General features: G+C 57.8%; 12 protein-coding genes and 1 riboswitch. Of the genes, 3 read left to right on the top strand and 9 right to left on the bottom strand.

The genetic code is table 11. The annotated features are described in order from the left end of the window. Positions 1-101: 101 nt before the first annotated feature. A complete protein-coding gene (locus FHS19_RS31530; protein ID WP_183586922.1) occupies positions 102-5,543 on the bottom strand; it encodes a WIAG-tail domain in 5,442 nt (1,813 codons plus the stop codon). Between the two features lie 369 nt (positions 5,544-5,912). Between FHS19_RS31530 and FHS19_RS31525 the strand changes: the two genes are divergently transcribed. Beyond that, positions 5,913-7,016, top strand: coding sequence for a YheC/YheD family endospore coat-associated protein (locus FHS19_RS31525; RefSeq protein WP_312887390.1), 1,104 nt, complete (start codon positions 5,913-5,915; stop codon positions 7,014-7,016). A 123-nt stretch (positions 7,017-7,139) separates the two neighbouring features. Here the strand turns inward: FHS19_RS31525 and FHS19_RS31520 are convergent, their stop codons facing one another. Genes FHS19_RS31520 through FHS19_RS31510 form a run of 3 tightly spaced genes read right to left on the bottom strand, consistent with a single transcriptional unit; the run spans position 7,140 to position 10,160 of the window. Then, positions 7,140-7,952 (bottom strand): energy-coupling factor transporter transmembrane component T family protein, encoded by an 813-nt coding sequence (locus FHS19_RS31520; RefSeq protein WP_183586917.1) that lies wholly within the window; start codon positions 7,950-7,952, stop codon positions 7,140-7,142. Further along, positions 7,949-9,556, bottom strand: a complete 1,608-nt coding sequence (locus FHS19_RS31515; protein WP_246426921.1) for an ABC transporter ATP-binding protein — start codon at positions 9,554-9,556, stop codon at positions 7,949-7,951. Before FHS19_RS31515 ends, FHS19_RS31520 begins: the two co-directional genes overlap by 4 nt. Beyond that, a complete protein-coding gene (locus FHS19_RS31510; protein WP_246426920.1) occupies positions 9,549-10,160 on the bottom strand; it encodes an ECF transporter S component in 612 nt (203 codons plus the stop codon). The genes FHS19_RS31515 and FHS19_RS31510 overlap by 8 nt, the downstream gene beginning before the upstream one ends. Before the next feature lie 79 nt (positions 10,161-10,239). Beyond that, positions 10,240-10,353, bottom strand: a riboswitch (TPP riboswitch). A gap of 280 nt (positions 10,354-10,633) precedes the next feature. On the opposite strand from FHS19_RS31510, the gene asd reads away from it, so the two are divergent. Beyond that, entirely contained in the window at positions 10,634-11,428 is a 795-nt protein-coding gene (asd, locus tag FHS19_RS31505; RefSeq protein WP_183586915.1) for an archaetidylserine decarboxylase, read from the top strand. A 17-nt stretch (positions 11,429-11,445) separates the two neighbouring features. On the opposite strand, the gene FHS19_RS31500 is transcribed toward asd, so the two are convergent. From FHS19_RS31500 to pdxR, 5 genes are all read right to left on the bottom strand, one after another. Next, positions 11,446-12,303 (bottom strand): SDR family oxidoreductase, encoded by an 858-nt coding sequence (locus FHS19_RS31500; RefSeq protein ID WP_183586913.1) that lies wholly within the window; start codon positions 12,301-12,303, stop codon positions 11,446-11,448. A 25-nt stretch (positions 12,304-12,328) separates the two neighbouring features. Continuing rightward, positions 12,329-13,324: a phosphotransferase enzyme family protein gene (locus tag FHS19_RS31495; protein WP_183586911.1), complete on the bottom strand. Its 996-nt coding sequence runs from the start codon at positions 13,322-13,324 to the stop codon at positions 12,329-12,331. 238 nt (positions 13,325-13,562) lie between these two features. Then, positions 13,563-13,685, bottom strand: coding sequence for a hypothetical protein (locus FHS19_RS35420; protein WP_281382615.1), 123 nt, complete (start codon positions 13,683-13,685; stop codon positions 13,563-13,565). A 91-nt stretch (positions 13,686-13,776) separates the two neighbouring features. Continuing rightward, the gene (locus FHS19_RS31490) at positions 13,777-14,562 is read right to left on the bottom strand and encodes an AraC family transcriptional regulator (RefSeq protein WP_145029282.1); all 786 of its coding nucleotides are present in this window, start codon (positions 14,560-14,562) and stop codon (positions 13,777-13,779) included. 191 nt (positions 14,563-14,753) lie between these two features. Further along, on the bottom strand, positions 14,754-16,214 hold the full coding sequence (gene pdxR / locus FHS19_RS31485; RefSeq protein WP_183586903.1) for a MocR-like pyridoxine biosynthesis transcription factor PdxR: 1,461 nt from the start codon (positions 16,212-16,214) through the stop codon (positions 14,754-14,756). A gap of 206 nt (positions 16,215-16,420) precedes the next feature. On the opposite strand from pdxR, the gene FHS19_RS31480 reads away from it, so the two are divergent. Continuing rightward, positions 16,421-17,074 carry a pyridoxamine 5'-phosphate oxidase family protein gene (locus FHS19_RS31480; protein ID WP_183586901.1) on the top strand — a complete coding sequence of 218 codons (654 nt, stop codon included), beginning with the start codon at positions 16,421-16,423 and terminating at the stop codon, positions 17,072-17,074. The last annotated feature ends 129 nt before the right edge of the window (positions 17,075-17,203 follow it).

The raw sequence follows: 17,203 nt of genomic DNA, 5'->3' as shown, positions 1-17,203 counted from the left end.
GGTCAGATTCACGGCATTTCCTTCCCTTCTCTAGCCAGGCGGCACAACAAAATAAGCGCGGGGAACGCCCCCGCGCCTGTTAGCTTCAATCATCGTTAGCTTCAATCATGATCTGTAATTTCACCTGGTTCAGCTTCAACCCGATACGCGCTTCGTTGTCTCATGCTCCGCTGCGTGTACCCCGCGGCTCCTTTCCCCGCCGGGGAGGCTGCGCCGATCGCGATCCAGGACAGAAATCCGAAGGTTTCGGGACCGCCCCGTCTCCGCACCACTTCGATAAAGGCGATATCCTCCCGCTGCGTGTTCAGTACCGCATAGAAATCCGGATGATTGCACATCGCCACGATCACATAATGGGTGTTCGGATAAGGTTCCTGCAGTGTAACCGGCACTTCCACCTGCACCTGGCCTTCGCCGATCCGGAAGGAAGTAATCCCGTACTGCTGCACAGCCGGCTGTCCCGAGGCGCTCTGAACAGGTGCAAAAGCAAGCTGCTCACTGGTGACCGATTTGGCGGCAATGTGTTTGTTCTGAACCAATCCGTTCTGGAGATGCTCCGAATGAACCGCCCCCGGTTGAAGATGCCAATCCTGTATGCTCTTCGCCTGCAGATGCAGCGGAAGAATCGATTCCGGCTGAATATGGCTGCCGTCAACCGTGTTCGGGGCGATTTTGTCGCCCGTTACGGCCTCATCCTGCAGCGAGTCGGTGGTGACGGATTCCGGCGCCAAGTGATGCAGCTGAACGCTGCCCGCCTGCAAGTGGCCCGAGGTGATGGATTCGGGAGCTACGTGCTCCGAACCGACAACCGCTTCGCTAAGATGATGTTCCTGAATGAGACCCGGCTGAAGGTGCCATTCCTGCACAATGCCGGACTGCAGATGATGCGGCTGGATCGCTTTCGGCTGAATATGGCCGCTGCCGACCGCGTGAGAAGCAATTTTATCGCCCGTTACAGCTTCGCTCTCGATCGCCTCGTTGGTGACGGAATCCAGCGCCAGGTGATGCGGCTGGATGCTGCCCGCCTGCAGATGATCCGAGGTCACCGATTCGGGAGCCAAATGACCCGGACCGACTGCTCCTTCGGCAAGGTATTCTCCCTGAATCAGCCCGGGCTGCAGATGGTGCCGCTCGATCGACTCCGGCTGGATGTGGCTGCCGTCAATCGCGTGGGAGGCAATTTTATCCCCGGTGACGGCTTCGTTCTCAAGCGTATCGTTAGTCACCGCGTCCGGAGCCAGGTGGTGCGGCTGAATACTGCCCGCCTGCAGATGATCCGAGGTGATGGAGTCTGGAGCCAGCTGACCCGAACCGACAACCCCTTCGCCAAAATGATGTTCTTGGATAAGACCCGGTTGAAGGTGCCATTCCTGCACAATACCGGGCTGCAGATGATGCGGTTGGATCGCTTTCGGCTGAATATGGCTGCTGCCGACCGCGTTGGGGGCAATTTTATCTCCCGTCACGGCTTTGCCCTCGAGCGCATCGTTAGTCACCGCGTCCGGAGCCAGGTGATGCGGCTGAATACTGCCCGCCTGCAGATGATCCGAGGTGACGGATTCGGGAGCCAGATGATCCGGACCAACGACCCTTTCGGCCAGATGCTGACCCTTAATAAGTCCTGTCTGCAGATGCCAATCCTGAATGCTCTCGGCCTGGAGATGAAGCGGGAGGATGGATTCCGGCTGAATGTGGACACTTCCTATCGCACCAGTGGCCAATTTGGCCGAGCTTACGGATCCATCCTTCAGTGTATGCTCGTGAACAGCTCCTGCGGCCAAGTGCTCCGAGGCAACGGCACTTGCTTGGATATGGCTGCTTCCCACTGACATATCCGCCAGTTTGTCGGCCGTGACCGCACCGGGATGCAGCGCTTCGGTATGCACCGAACTTGTGGCCATATGCTGCATACCGACACTGCCTGCCTGCAGCTGCTCCTCTCCAACCGATTCGGGGGCTAAATGTCTGAAGTCTACGGCACCCGGGGCAATATGCTGCTTTTGGACGCTCTTTTCCTGGAGCTGCGCCGTTCCGATCGATTTCGCCTGGATGTGGCGGGTTCCGATGGAATCCGGGGCGACTTTGTCACCAGTTACCGATTTGTCCTTCAAGGAATCTTCAGATACCGTTTCCGGGGCCAGATGGCCGAACTGGATGCTGCCGGCCGCCAGATGAGCAGCGGTGACGGACGCCGGCGCCAGCTGCTTGGATCCCACGGCTTCTTTACCCAAGTGGGCGTTACGGATGATGCCCTCCTGCAGATGCTCGAAGCTGATGGACGCCGGTTTCAGATGGTCGCTGCCGACGGATTCAGGAGCCAGCTTGGAGGCACCCACTGCGCCGTCCTGCAGTGCCTCCGGATATACGGCACCCTCAGCCAAATGCTGGGCCTTGATGCTGCCCGACTGAAGCTGCTCCTCTCCAACGGAATCTGGAGAAAGATGCCGGAAGGCAACCGATCCCGGAGCAAGATGACGCTGCTGTACGCTTTTCTCATGCAGATGGATGGAACGGACTGCGTCCTGTTTGATGTTGACGCTGCCGACCGATTCCGGTCCGAGCTTCGATGAGGTTACAGCGCCATCCTTAATGGCTTCCGTGTTCACCGATACCTGGCTCAGATGGCGTTCCTGGATCAATCCGGACTGCAAATGTCCTTCGCCTACCGAACCGGGTGTAAGGTGACGCTCGCCGATGATGTGGTCGGCCAGATGCCTCTCCTCAACGGCACCGTCTTGCAGATGCTCGCCGGAGACAGCGCCGGCCTGAAGCTGACCGCCTCCGACCGAATCGGCCGCAAGGTGGCGCTCACCGATAATATGGTCGGCCAAATGCTTCTCTTCTACCACCCGGTTTTGCAGATGCACACCGGAGACGGAGCCGTCCTGAAGCTGGTTCCCGCCGACCGAGCCGAACGCGAGGTGGCGCTCACTGACGATATGGTCGGAGAGGTGCTTCTCTTCCACCGCTTGGTTTTGCAGGTGGGAACTGGACACAGATTCCGCCTGAAGTTGGTTTCCTCCGACGGAGCCGGCCATGAGATGGCGTTCGCTGACGATGCCTTCGGCCAGATGCTTCTCTTCCACCGCTTGATTCTGCAGGTGGACACTGGACACAGACTCCGCCTGAAGCTGGTTTCCTCCGACCGAGCCGGCCGTGAGATGGCGCTCGCTGACGATGCCTTCAGCCAGATGCTTCTCTTCCACCGCTTGATTCTGCAGATGGACACTGGACACAGATTCCGCCTGAAGCTGCGTTCCGCCGACCGAGCCGGCTGTGAGGTGGCGCTCACTGACGATGCCTTCGGTCAGATGCTTCTCTTCCACCGCCTGTTTCTGCAGGTGCACACCCGAAACGGAACCGACCTGAAGCTGTATTCCGCCGACCGATTCTTCGGACAGATGCCGCTGGGTTACCGCACCCAGGTTGATCGAGCGGGACGTGACGGCATTATCGGCCAGATGCTCACTGCTTACGGATGCCGCAGCAAGCTTGGGACCGCTCACGCTTCCGTCCGCCAGTTTGCCTGACGTCACTGCCAGATCCTGGATTTTGTCGGTCGCAACGCTCTCGGGGGAGAGCTTCGGAGATGTTACCGCATGATCCGATAAGTGGGCCGGATAAATAATGCCTTGATTGAGATGCGCGGTTTGAACGCTTCCGGAAGCAAGCTTCTCAGAGGTTACGGCTTCATTCTTTATAATGGAGTTATGCACGATGCCGGGTGTCAAATGTTCGGCATTTACCGATCCTTGAGCAATATGCTGGGATGTGACGGCCTGATCCTGGATGGCGGATGACCGCACGCTTTTGTCGGCCAAATGCCGGTCCTGGATGGAAGCCTGGCGGATATGTTCCCCGCCGACGCCGCCTTCGCTGATATTGCGGCCGCCTACCGCGCCATCAGCCAAAATTCCGCTCGTCACGCTGCCCCCGGCGAGCTTATCAAAGGTGACGGATTTGTTCTGAAGGTGACGGGAACCTACCGCACTGTCGGAGATATGCTGCTCGACAATGGCGCCTCGGGTAATGTGCCCCGAGCTGATGGACCCGTGTCTGACATGAGAACCCTCCACGACATTTGCTGCGATATGGCTGCCATTAACTGCCCCCTGCTGAATGTGCGAGGTCTGGATCGAGTTCGGCGCGATTTGCCCCTTCTGGACGGATCCTTGTGCCAAATGACGGGTCTGAACCGCCTCATCGGCAATCTTCTGGGGCAGGATGCTCTGATCGGCGATTTTGGAGGAGGTGACGGTCTGCTCGACGATATGAACCGTCCCGACCGACTGCTCTGCCAATTTGGTCGCTCCGACGCTGTGGTCAGCCAAGTGCGCCGTAGTGATTTCACCCGGAGCGATATGCTTGCCGCGGATAGTAGCATCCGCCAAGTGTGCGGACGTAACCGCAAATGGGGCCAATATCGGTGTGGTCACGGCTCCGTCCTGCAGATGACGGGTCCCGACCGCGTTTTCGGCAATATGCTCGCCCGACACGCCTCCACCCGCGATTTGCTTACCGCCGACGGAACCGTCCTGCAGCAGTTCCCCTCCCAGCGAGCCTTCCCGTAAATGAACGCTTTCGATGGAGCGCTCCTTCAGCTTGTCGCCCGTAATTTCGCCAGCCCGGATCTTCGATCCGGTAACCGCGCCTTCGGCCAATTTCGACGTGTCGATCACTTCATTCGTCAGATGCATGGTCTGAATGCTGGACGCCGCGATTTTGCTTGACGTCACGGCTTGGTCCTGCAGCAAATCGGTGGTCACCAGCAGGTTGCTCAAATGACGCGTCGAAATGGAGCCGTCGGCGATTTTCGCAGAGTCGATCACCTGGTCGCCTAGTTTGGCGGATGTAATGCTGCCGTCGCGGATTTTTTCGCCGCTGATGGAGCGGTCCCGAATTTTGCTGCCGCTGACCGCGCCGTCAATCAGATGCTCCTCCATAATGGATTCGGCGGCAATTTTGGAAGCGACCACGGAACCGTCGGCGAGATGAATATGGGTTACGGCGTAATCGGCAATGGCCTCGCTGCCAACCGAGCCGGGCTGAAGTCTGTCGGAGTCAATGGCGCGCAGCGCAATCTTGGAAGTCGTCACCGAGCTGTCGCTCAGATCGTCCGTATAAATGATCGGCTCCGGCGATTGCGGCATCCTTTTCTCTTCAATAATCTCCTCCAGCACCTCACGGTCCAGTCCCGGTGACGCTTCCTCAGGTATCTCTTCCTCGACAACCGCTTCTTCCTCAGGCACTTCTGCTGCCTCTGGCAGGATTTCGACCGTTTCCAGCGATTCCACCGTTTCAGGCTCTTGTTCCTGCTCCTGTTCGGATCCTTCCAACGCCGGTTCAGGCGTAACCTCTTCTTTCACGATGACATCTTCAAGAACTACGGATCGGATTTGCGCATGCGAATCCTGTTGGGTTATCTTAGGCGTCGCCACTTTGTTTTTAGGGATCAGTTCCAGCTCCTGTATATCAGGATTATCCACAAAATAGAGGTTCTTGTTCGGTTGTTTAACCGTCCGGCTTTTATTCTTCTTCTTCAAAAGACCTCGCTCCTTCCTGACCGGATGCATCTTGGGCATCATATGCGAACAAATAGGCCGATGTCACTGACTTGGCGGTTTTTGCGCGATTTTGGCCTAGAGAAACGGACCGTCTTGCCTGGAGAAACCGTTCCTGTGGACAGTTTGGCGGGATTTGCCGACGTGAAAACGGTGAAGTTTAGGAGACGCTTGAGGGGACATATTCCCAACTACGCAGAGGTATCGGACCACGATAGACCGCTCCGTACGGCTCGTCCGGCGGGTGATGTGAAAATAGGCTGTACCTCACGGACAAAGACCCTTGCTTATAGCAATCTATGGCATAAGATATATAAACGTGGAACGACTGAATGCCAGGGAGGGATGAACGTGTGGATTTCTGATGTAGGAATTCTGCTGAATGCGGCGGTGCACCGGGGAATTCCCGGCGGAAAGACGGGAGCGGAATCCCTCGCAAATTTTGATGAGGCGGCCCGGATGTTCGGCTTGAACGCGTGCTATATGAAACTGCAGGATATCGACATCGATCACCGCGAATGTACGGCATTTGTGTTGAGAGGCGGGAAATACGTTCAAACCAGGCTTCCGCTGCCGAAAGTCATTCATAACCGGGCGATCTACTTTGACGCACGATCAAAAAATAGAATAGAGCGGCTTTTGAACGAAGGCTACATTATTTTTAACGGCAATAACCGGTACGGGAAGGACCAAATTCATCACCTGCTTGCCGCCGACCCGCTGCTGGCACAGCATCTCCCATATACGACTGCCGCTTCTCCTTCCTCTATCCAGGATATGATGCGGCGGTATCGCGATTTAATATTAAAACCCTGCACCGGCAGCGTTGGCAGGGGAATTATGCGGCTTCATGCCAGCGGTCCGCACTGGTATTTAACGTACGCCAGAACCGGCAGATCCAGGGGATGGACGACGGTCCGGATCCACAGCCACCGGCTTCCGGGCATCCTGCTCCGCCGGATATCCCAGGTGCCCTTTCTCGTTCAGGAGCGGATCGCGTTGGCCGAATATAAGCAGCGCCCTTACGACCTCCGCGTATCCATACAACGGGGGATCAGCGGCAGCTGGAACCTTACGGGGATGTATGCCAAAGTCGCTGCTTCCCGGATGTTTGTCTCCAATGTGGCCCAAGGCGGCAAGGCCTTTCCGGCTGAACCGATCCTGGCCAAAAGCCTGCCCGGAATACCGGTGGACAGAGTTGTGGAACGCGTGCACCATCTCGCCTTCCAGGTCGTCCGGCAGCTGGAGCAGCACCTGCCCTTTACGGCGGATCTGGGGCTGGATATCGGCGTCACCGCCAGCGGCATGCCGTATTTTATCGAATGCAACGGACGGGACCAACGCTATGGATTTCAAAAGGCCGGAATGAATCAGCAATGGAAAAATACGTATCGCGAGCCGATGGCCTATGCCCGGTATCTGGTGAATCGGCAGCATGCCGGCGCGGTATTGTAACCGTATTGCCGGCCGCTGCCATCTGAAAACCAAATACCTGACATAAGCAAGAGACCGGAAAGTCCACCCATGCGGCTTTCCGGCTCTGTGTTTTTACACATCGGCTAATAGCTATCATACGGCTCAACCTTGTCCATGGTACCTGACATCTTCGATGCCGAACCAGGGAACGGCAGCGGCCGCATAGTATGCAGCTGCAAGGGCGATGACGAACATGAGAACCGCCAGGCCGTCGTATCTGCTGAAAGCCGACGGATAATAGTACGTTCTGCGCCCCGACCCGCTGAACTGCTTCGCTTCCATCGCCACGGCCACGCGGTGCGCCCGGCGGATGCTCTGCGACAGCAGCGGCACCGCATACAGCCGGACATGCTCAAGGAGGCCACTCAGCCCCCGCCCTGTCCGCACGCCGCGGATCCGCAGCGCCTGCCTGCGGATCAGAAACTCCTCCCAAACGATGGACAGCAGCCGGATCGATGCCATGAAGCTGTATGCGAATTTGGGGGGAAGGCGAAAATTTTGCATCAGCGAATAGAACAGTTTGACGGACGGGGTAGTCATGACGAAGAGCAATCCTTCTGCCGCAAAGGCAATCGCCCGGAATCCCAGGTGCAGCCCGCGGTAGAAGCTTTCCTCGGATACGCGGAACAGCCCCCACTGCCACCAGACATGGTCCCCTTTCCCGAATAGGATCATCGTCAGGGACGAAGAAACGAATACGAGGCTGAAGGAGAGAACGAGCAGCGATACCTTCCATGCCGGATAACCGCTAAACAGAAACAGGACGGCGATGTAGACCGCGGCCTGGTAGACGGCAAAATCAATGCTCCGCGTCTGAACCGTAACGATAAACAATATGATCAGCACGGCGAGCTTCAACGAGGGATTCGCCCGGTGAAGCCAGGTAAGACGGCTTGGGGTCAAAAATCGGTTCATCCGCTCACCTCCCCCTGTGCATCCGAAGCTGCGCCGTCTCCCTTAAGCATCCGCCCCCCGGGCCTGATCGCCGTCAGAGTTCCGCCGCGGATTTCCCATACCTGGGTAGCGGCCAGTTCAGCGATTTCTCGCTCATGCGTCACCATGACGATCGCCGTGCCGCTGCGGCGCAGCGCTTCGCAGTATTCCAGGATGGCAAAAGCATTGCGGGCATCCTGTCCGAATGTCGGTTCATCCAATAGCAGCACCGCCTGGCGGCGCACCGCGGCGGTGGCGACGCTCAGCCTGCGTTTCTGTCCGGTCGAGAGCTGATACGGATGCCGGCTCTCCAAGCCGTGCAAATGAAACGTCTTAAGGCAGTCTTCGGCCTTACGCTCCACTTCGGCCCGCGACATGCCGCCCTGCATATGAAGGGAAAAGGCCGTCTCCTCCAGTACCGTCTGGGCCACAAACTGAAACTCCGGGTTCTGAAACACGAATCCGATCCGGTCTGAAGGGCAGGTCCTCTTCCTGCCCCTTCCCTGCAGCAGTCTGCCTTCCAGCACGTAGCTGCCGGCTGTCGGAAGAAGCTGCATCAGGCTCAGAAGCAGGGAGCTTTTTCCCGCCCCGTTAGGCCCGACAATGGCGATAAAATCGCCGGCATGTACTTCCGCTTCTTCCACCATGATTGCCGGCGCATTTCCGCGGAGACCGACAAAGCCCCGTAAGGAGAGGACCGGCTCCGCCAAGTCCGCGCCTTGCTGAGGGGATTGCACCCGACCGGTGTTCCATGTATCCCGGTGACGGATATAATCCTCCCAAACTCCGGGATACCAAATGCCGTTCTCCTGCAGGGTCCTGCGGTACGCCGTGAAGATTTCGGCCGGCTTGCCGTCGGCCAGAATGCTTCCGTCCGGCGCGAATAAAACGATCCGGTCGACCCAATCCACGATTTCTTCGATCCGGTGCTCGACGATCAGCACGGTCCGCCCGGCCGATACGCCGCGAACGGCCTCCCAAATTTGCTGTCTCCCCTCGGGGTCCAGCAGCGCCGAGGGCTCATCCAGCAGGAGCACCTCTGGTTCCAACAGGAGGACTGAAGCGAGCGCGAGGCGCTGCTTCATCCCCAGGGACAGCCGTTCAATCGGAATGTGCAGCTCTTCAAGGTCCAGGCCGACCCGGCCGAGCACCTCCCGCATCCGGGGAACCATATCCTCCCTGGCTACTTGGCGGTTCTCCAGCACAAACGCCAGCTCCTCATCGACATACGGCATGCAGAACTGGGTATCCGGGTCCTGAAATACATACCCGCTCGATCGGGGCTTCCGGATGTCCGCGTATTTGAGCGGGACGTCGATGACCGCCGGAATCAACCCGCCGAGCACCTGCAGCAGCGTAGATTTCCCGCATCCGCTCGGGCCGAGCAGAAGCACTTTTTCCCCGGCCGGCACCGACAGGGAAACATCCTTGAACACGAAGGCCTTCTCGCCCGGAAATTTAAGGCGCAGGTCCGTTACCGAAACGGCGATTTGCCCTCTCCCTTGGTCCGCTCTTTGATCCGCTCCTTGATCCGTCTCATGCACCGCCGACTGCATCGTCGCGACTCCCCGGTTAGCCTCAATCATGATCGAGCGCTTCATAATCCTTAGCCGTCACCGGCCGGAGCAGTTGGGTTACTCCGGTTGCTTCCAGCGCTTTGGTCAGGGCGTACGCCAAGTAACCTGCAAGTACCGCCGAGCTGATTAACCGCATCACATACTTAAACACAATCATCCATGTCGTATAGTCCGTGACGTAGCCGTAGTACACATCCACCAGGAATGATCCCAATCCCGAAGCCATCCCGGCCAGCGCCGCTACCCCCATGGAAAATTTGCGGTAACGGAACAGGGCGAAGATCAGCTCCGCGGCAAGACCTTGCGCCACGCCGTAAATCGCCAGCTGAAGGCCCCACTCGCTGCCGAACAGAATTTCTACGTGAGCCGCGGCAACCTCGGCCAGTAGGGCTACGCCGGGCTTGCGGATCAGCAGCGCGGCAAGCGTCGAAGCGAGGAACCACATGCCGTACATCAACTCATCCGCCTGGAAAAACAGCGGCTTGAACAAGTCGTTCACCGACCCCCAGAAATGGTACACCACCCCGATCACGAGGGATAGCAGAATCGTCACGAGCAGGTCGCTGAGCTTCAACCCCTTCGGTCGATCCAACTGCATCGTACTGCTGTTCATTTGACAACATCCTTTCCTTCTCCAAAATTGGGCAATAAAAAAACCCCCTGGATAAGCGAGGGAGATCGTCAAATAAGCCCAAAAAAGGACTTGAATTCTCTACGCTGGCATTATCCAGATCAGATTCCCGGTCAGCAGCGGTTCATTAGCTGCACTCTCAGCCCGATTCGCTCGAGCTCCCGTATTCCCATATGTACACGGATAAACGCAAGGCGCGGCATTCCGCCTCCGGATCCCCGAACCATCGCTGTGGACAGCGATAAGATGCTTGGGCTTGCTTCCGTGTAACAGGCACTCGCCGTGATGAGTTGGCATCGGGCCCGTATTGATTCCAAAATACATGATCCTCGAAGGATTGGCAATACCATTTTTCTCCGGGGCGGTTTCCAGCCTTTGTTGCATATTGATTTGATAGCCGTTCTATGTCAATATATTTCAGAGTGCTACAGGCACGTATGGAAGGGAGATTAGGCATGATAAGGAAATTACTGCGGCTCATGACAGAGCTCTCCTCGCGAAAGTGGCTCTCTTCCATGATGGGACGCTTCTCGCACAGCCGGCTCAGCAGAGGGGTCATCCCTACGTTTATCAAAAGCTATCAGATCCCGGCGCATGAAGCGGAGAAAGAAATCTATGAATACCGCACGCTCAACGATTTTTTTTCGCGGCGGCTGAAGCCCGGCATGCGTCCCGTGCACGAAGGCGAGCACGTGCTCACGAGCCCGGTCGACGCCAAGATCACCGCAATGGGTGAAATCACCTCAGGCACAATTCTGAACGTGAAAGGGCAGGACTATTCGGTGGCGGAGCTGCTCAATTTCTCTCCCCACCTGGAGTTATATAAACATGGCTATGTCTTCGTGCTGTACCTCAGCCCTACCGATTATCACCGTATCCACTCTCCAATCACAGGCGTGAAGGTGGAGAGCGAGCATATCAAGGGACGATGCTACCCGGTCAATGAATTTGGCATGACCCAGATGAAATCCGTGCTGTGCCGCAATGAGAGGCTGATTACGTATATCAAGGGAGCCCTGGGAGAAGTCGCAGTCGTCAAGGTCGGCGCCATGAATGTCAGCAGCATCCGCTACGACGACGAAACCGCCAATTCCTGGCGTAACGGCGATCCGCTCGCCTATTTTGAGTTCGGTTCGACCGTCGTGCTGCTGATCCAGGACGGCGCGTTCACCCCACGGACAGACCTCCAGACCGGAGACCACGTCCGCATGGGCCAGCTGCTCGGTCAGCTGCAACCGCATAAAAGCTGAACCGGAACGAATCCGGCTCAGCCTTTTTTGCTTAAGAGTGCGAGCATGATCCGCTGAAACCACCGGCCCGGAAGCAGCTGCTTGGCCTTCATCGTCCAGCGCGTCCCGGCAGGCAGGGCGTAGCGGAATGCCGGCTTGTTCATACGCGCGATTCTCGCGATCACCCGGGCCACATCGCCCGGATCGCCGCGCTGGCCGGCGCCGTCACGGGTAAAGGCCATCACCTGGCTCAGCATCCGCTCGTAGGGCGACTGATGGGCGGCGCTCATCTGCGCAAAGCCTTTGTCCCAAATGGCCGTTCCGTACGCCCCCGGCTCCACCACAACGACATCGACGCCGAATGGCCGCATTTCCAGGGCAAGGCATTCGCTGAAGCCCTCGACAGCAAACTTTGACGAGACGTAGGGGCTAAAGCCGGGAAATCCGACAGCTCCGCTGACGCTGCTGATCTGAATGATTTTTCCCTTCCGCGCCTCCCTCATCGCGGGAAGGACGGCCTGGGTGACTGCAACCATCCCGAAGAAATTCGTTTCCAGCTGCGCCTTCCACACGTCCATCGGGATCTCCTCGATCATTCCTCCGTATGCGGTGCCCGCATTGTTCACAAGCGCGTCAATGCGTCCGTGGGACTTCAGGATGCCCGTTACCGCCTCAAGCACCTGTCCCCCGTCCGTCACATCCAGTCTAACCACATGAATATGCGCTCTGACCCCCGCCGTCTGCGCAGCGTTCATCAGCTCCCCGCTCGCTTCCGGCCTTCGCATGCCGGCAAAAACCGTGTATCCGCAGGCAGCCAGCTCCACGCTGGCCAGCAGCCCGAAGCCGCTGGAACTGCCCGTGACCAACACCACCGGCCGCTCATTATGTACTCCCAATTGCGCTCCACTCCCCGTTCAGATGTTATTTCCCTGGAAACAGAAACGGCTCACCCGCCAGGTAGCTGCGGATCGCGGACAGAATATACCCCTTCTGTTCCTTCAGCGACGGAATTTCCTGCGGATTGCCGGCGTGAAACGCCTGATTCTCCAGAACCGCCTGCAGGAAAAAGGTTTCCAGCAGGGACACGCTCTCCTTCGGAAGAAGGCGAATGCTTTCATACCCATCCAGCAGCATGCTCCGCTGTGACGGGTATAAACCGATGAGCGCCTGCGCCAAGTCGTATGCATAATAACCGAACCCGCAGCGGCCAAAATCGATAGGACAAGGTTCCCCATCCTTGAATACAACGTTCCCTTCGTGGAGATCCGCATGGATCATGCCGTACCGGGAAGGACCCGGAGGCCATGCGGCGATTCGCCCTCTGATTTGATCCGCCGCCTGCACATAAAGCGCCCATTCATCGGAACTCAGAAAGGCGCGGTGCCGCCGTTCCAGCCGCTGCATATCTTCTGTCAGGCTCGCAGCCCCCCATTCGGGTCTGACGAACCCTTCCGGGGGAACAAAGCTCTGTGCAGCCTGGTGAAGCTTGGCCATAAGCGCGCCCATCCGGTACACCTGCCTGTCATCGAGGCCCCCCTCCGCATGCTCTCCCTCGATCCAGCGCAGCAGCGTCACCGGCCAGCCCTGGTTCCGGTCCGCCTCGCAGATCGCCACGGTATTCCCTTCCCGGTCCGCGACGCCCTCCGGAACCGGCAGGCCTTGGGAAGAAAGCCAATTCAGCCACATCATTTCCGAACGGATGGCCGATACGTCGGCCGACACCGGATGGATCCGCAGCAAAAATTTGCGGCTGGGCCGCGCGCTCACCCGGTAGGTCATATGGTCTGAAATTTGAATAAATTCCGCCTGCTCCTCTTTAATGCCAAACTTCTCCAGTGCGGAAATCAGCACCTGCTCCGCCTGAACCAGCAGGAGGCGCAGGCTGTCCTCCGAATCTACTCCGAATGCTTCATTCATTTCGCTATCCTCCATCCTCTGCTTAACACCTTGCTCCCAACAGCATACCATAAGCCGGCAGGCCGGGGGAGAGCGTACAACAAGAGCAGCGTTCTCTCCGGTTCCCGTACTAAAGACGATTTCAATCTAATGATGCGCACGCAAAAAAACAGCGGCGGGCTGGCATCCCGGCGCTGCTCTTAAGACATCATTTATATCATGTGTGATGAAGTTCATAAAAAAAGGTTAACGAGTGGGGTTAAAACCATACGTCGCTCATGATGCTGACCGGTCTGAACCGGCGCATCCGGTTACGGCATTTCCCCCGCGCCGCCGCAGCTGCGGCATACCCGTCACGCCTGCGAATCCGCCGTCTGTTCATCCGATTCTTTCCTCCCTTCGTTTTTTCGGTGCATTTGCAAGCTTGAAGCTTATTACCCGAAAGGGGAAGACCGCGAAACAGCAGGTAACATTTACCGGATTTCGGACGGATTCTTGCCTGTATACTGCTTGAATTGCCGGCTGAAGAAAAAAATGTCGCGGTATCCGAGTGCATCCGCCACCTCCGTGACGTTCATGCCGGCATGCAGGAGCAGATGCTGCGCCCGGTCGATCCGCGTCCGGATAATGTAGGACTGGACGGGTGAACCGATCAGCTCCTTGAATTTGATCGAGAAATACCGCGGCGACAACCCGGCGCGTGCCGCCAGATCTTCGACCCGATGCGGTAAGCCGGGATGCTGCTGAATGTAATTGGCGATCTCGTGGATCACCTCGGTCAGCTGGTTGCTTACCTTCTTCTCCTCCGGTTGCTGCCGGTCGTGCCGGAGCAGATGGATCATCAGCTGCTTCAGGATGAGCTGCCCCTCTTCCTGGGCGGCGTAGGTGTTAACAAGAAACAGCCTGACGTAACGGGCCAGCATGTATTCAAAGTCAACGGTTTCCGTCAGCTTGCGGTATGGCAGCGGAATATCCGTCACGGGTTCGGACACACGAAAGTGGCTGTAAGTCAGAACCAGCGGCTTCTGCGGGTTGTGCGTGGCGCTCGTGTGATCGCCGGGCCTGAACAGGAAGCAGCTCCCCTTGCCGACCTCATACGGCTCGTCGTTCCGGATCACGGTCCCTTCCCCGCTCCATACATAAAATAAATCGTAATTTTCCAGCGCCTTCTCGCGCTTCTGCCATTTCCAGCCAGGCTCGCACACAATTTTGGCGAGGGACGGCAATATTTCAAAAGATGACGGCGATGCGTGCAGCATGTCGTCATTCCCCCCCATATCATAGACTCATATCTTTCCTCCCTATGATACTATTTCGTCGCGGTTTTTGCACATCCGGCCCATCTCCCCTGGGATTCCGCCGGGTTGACCGTCCCATTAAGCCTGTCCAACATCGCGCCTTCTCCTAACGCTGTAAATAACCGCACGCGGTCGACAGGATCTGCCTCCAACTATCCGTTCATACGATGCCGGATATCCTCCCATGCCGCGGCCAGCCGGTCAACCCCCTCCTCCAACTGCGGTTCACCCAATTGGGCATAGCTGAAAAAGGCTGCTGGCGGCCCCGGCTGGATCCTGTAGCCGGACGCGTCCCTGAACGTTACGCTGCGCGCCGCCGCCGCGGCTGTAAAGGCTGCAAAAGCTTCCTGCGGTTGCAGCCAATAAGCATACACATGCAGGCCGGAATCCCCCGGCATCAGCGAGAACAGATGCCCCGCCTTCTCCCGCATCCGGGCGCAGAAATGGCGGTGGCGGGCACCATAGATCCGCGTCAGCCGGCGGAGATGCCGGCCATAATCGCCACGGGCCATAAACCGGGCAAGCGCCCGCTGCTCGAGCAGCCCTGTCGTCAGGGGCTCGTACAGCGTTTTGGCCCGCAGCACCGCATCCACCAGCGACGGGGGGACGATGGCATAACCCAGGCGCAGCCCGGCAAACATCGTCTTCGAAAAGGAGCCGATATAAATGACCCGCTCCCGCGTATCCAGCGTCTTCAGCGGCTCGATCGGCCTGCCGCCGAAGCGGAACTCGCTGTCATAATCGTCTTCCAGGATGACCGCCTGATGCCGCTCCGCCCAGTCCAGCAGCTGCCGGCGCCGCTCGAGCGTCAGGACCGCGCCGGTCGGGTACTGGCGGCTCGGCGTCACCAATACGAGGCGGGCGTCCCAATCGGACGGGCGGATGCCGTGGACATCGACTTCAGCTGCAATCACCTTCGCCCCGCAGGCAGCCGCCGCCCGGATGATTCCCGAATAGCACGGATCTTCAAGCACGGCCGCCTCGCCTTCATTCAGCAGCAGCTGGAAGAGAAGGGTGATGCCCTGCATCGATCCGCTGAAGAGCACGATTTGCGCCGGATCGGTATGAATTCCCCGCGTGACGCGCAGGTGGGCGGCGAGTGCCTGCCGCAGACCGAGGTCACCGGCGGGATCAGCGCCGCGCTGCATATCCTCGCCGCCCCGGCCCCCGGCATAGGTCATGGCGCTGCGCCACTCCGCATAGGGAAACAGCTCCATGCTCATCCCCCCTCCTCCCAAATCGATGCCGGCCGTTGCCTTGCCGCCGGATCTCGGGATGGGCGGGAGCTCAAGCAGCCGCTCTCCCCAGCGGGATAGAGCAAGCGGAGCGGCTTTCGCATCCCCCTCTGCTGTCGGCGTGGGTCCCGCATGGGCCACGAAGGTCCCCCGGCCCACTTCGCTGTGGACATAGCCTTCTGACACCAGCATATCGTAACCTAAGGCGGCCGATCCTCTCGACAAGCCGTATTGATCCGCCAGCTCGCGGGTCGACGGGAGCTTCGTTCCTCCGGGCAGCCTCCCTTCCATGATGGCGTCCCTCAGAGCGTGATACAGCGCCAGGTACTTGTAGCGGTGTTTTTCAATATAAGTTTCCAGATGCAGGGATATCTCCATGCCGTCCTCCCTTTCATTGCTGTGGAACCAGATCCAACGATCGTATTTTTTCTCCCGTGACCGCTTATCTTCTCAGCCGCCATCAAAATGGACTATAAAAAATACTCTAAATTGGACCTTTTTCCTTGTCAATATTCCCGTTATGCTGTTGTCATTGCAGCGCTAACCGCCAATCCGCAAGGTATGCATCAAGGAGGAGAAAACCAATGAGAAGAAATGAATTTGAAGTGACCCGCGAGGATGAAATCGAAGCGTTTTTGTCGGAGATGAGCTTCGGCTTTCTGGGGACCCACGGAGAAGACGGACATCCCCGGGTGACTCCGATCAACTACGTATATCATGAAGGCATGTTCTACATGCATGGCAGCCGTTTCGGCGAAAAAATGGACCACCTCGCCGCCCATCCCGCGGTAAGCTTCAGCGTCGCGGAAGAATATGCGATCATTCCTTCCTACTTTACCGACCCTCTGATGGCCTGCCCCGCCACTTCGTATTTCAAGAGCGTCACCGCATCAGGACGGGTCGAAATTGTACAGGACCTGGTAGAGAAAGCAGCCGCTTTTACCCTGTTTATGAACAAGCTTCAGCCCGAGGGCGGATATGCCCCCATTGACGCCGCCAACCCCAAATACGCTTCCAGGCTGCGTGGAGTCGCCGTTCTGCGGATCGTTCCCGATCGAATCACCGCGAAGTTCAAATTTGGGCAAAATTTGACGGAGGACAAAAGGGAACAGGTGCTGCAGGGTCTGGACGCCAGAGGCCGCGGTAAAGATCGGGCGACAATGGAGCTGATCCGCAGCAGCGCTTGCCCTCATATGCAGCAAGCCCCAACACCGGATCCCTATTCCGAAGAAGAGTAAAGGGGCATCGCCCAGGAAGCGCCTTAGAGAGCCTTTTTCACAGCATAACCATCCTTTTCCTTTTTCCGTGACGGCTCTCATCGCAGGTGATATAATGTTAGGCAGTTAAAATGGCATATACCTTGCAAA

This window comes from Paenibacillus rhizosphaerae, assembly GCF_014192015.1.
Taxonomy (GTDB): Bacteria; Bacillota; Bacilli; order Paenibacillales; family Paenibacillaceae; genus Paenibacillus_AQ; species Paenibacillus_AQ rhizosphaerae.
The sequence above is the reverse complement of the archived record's forward strand: the minus strand, read 5'-3'. Positions and strand labels throughout refer to the sequence as shown.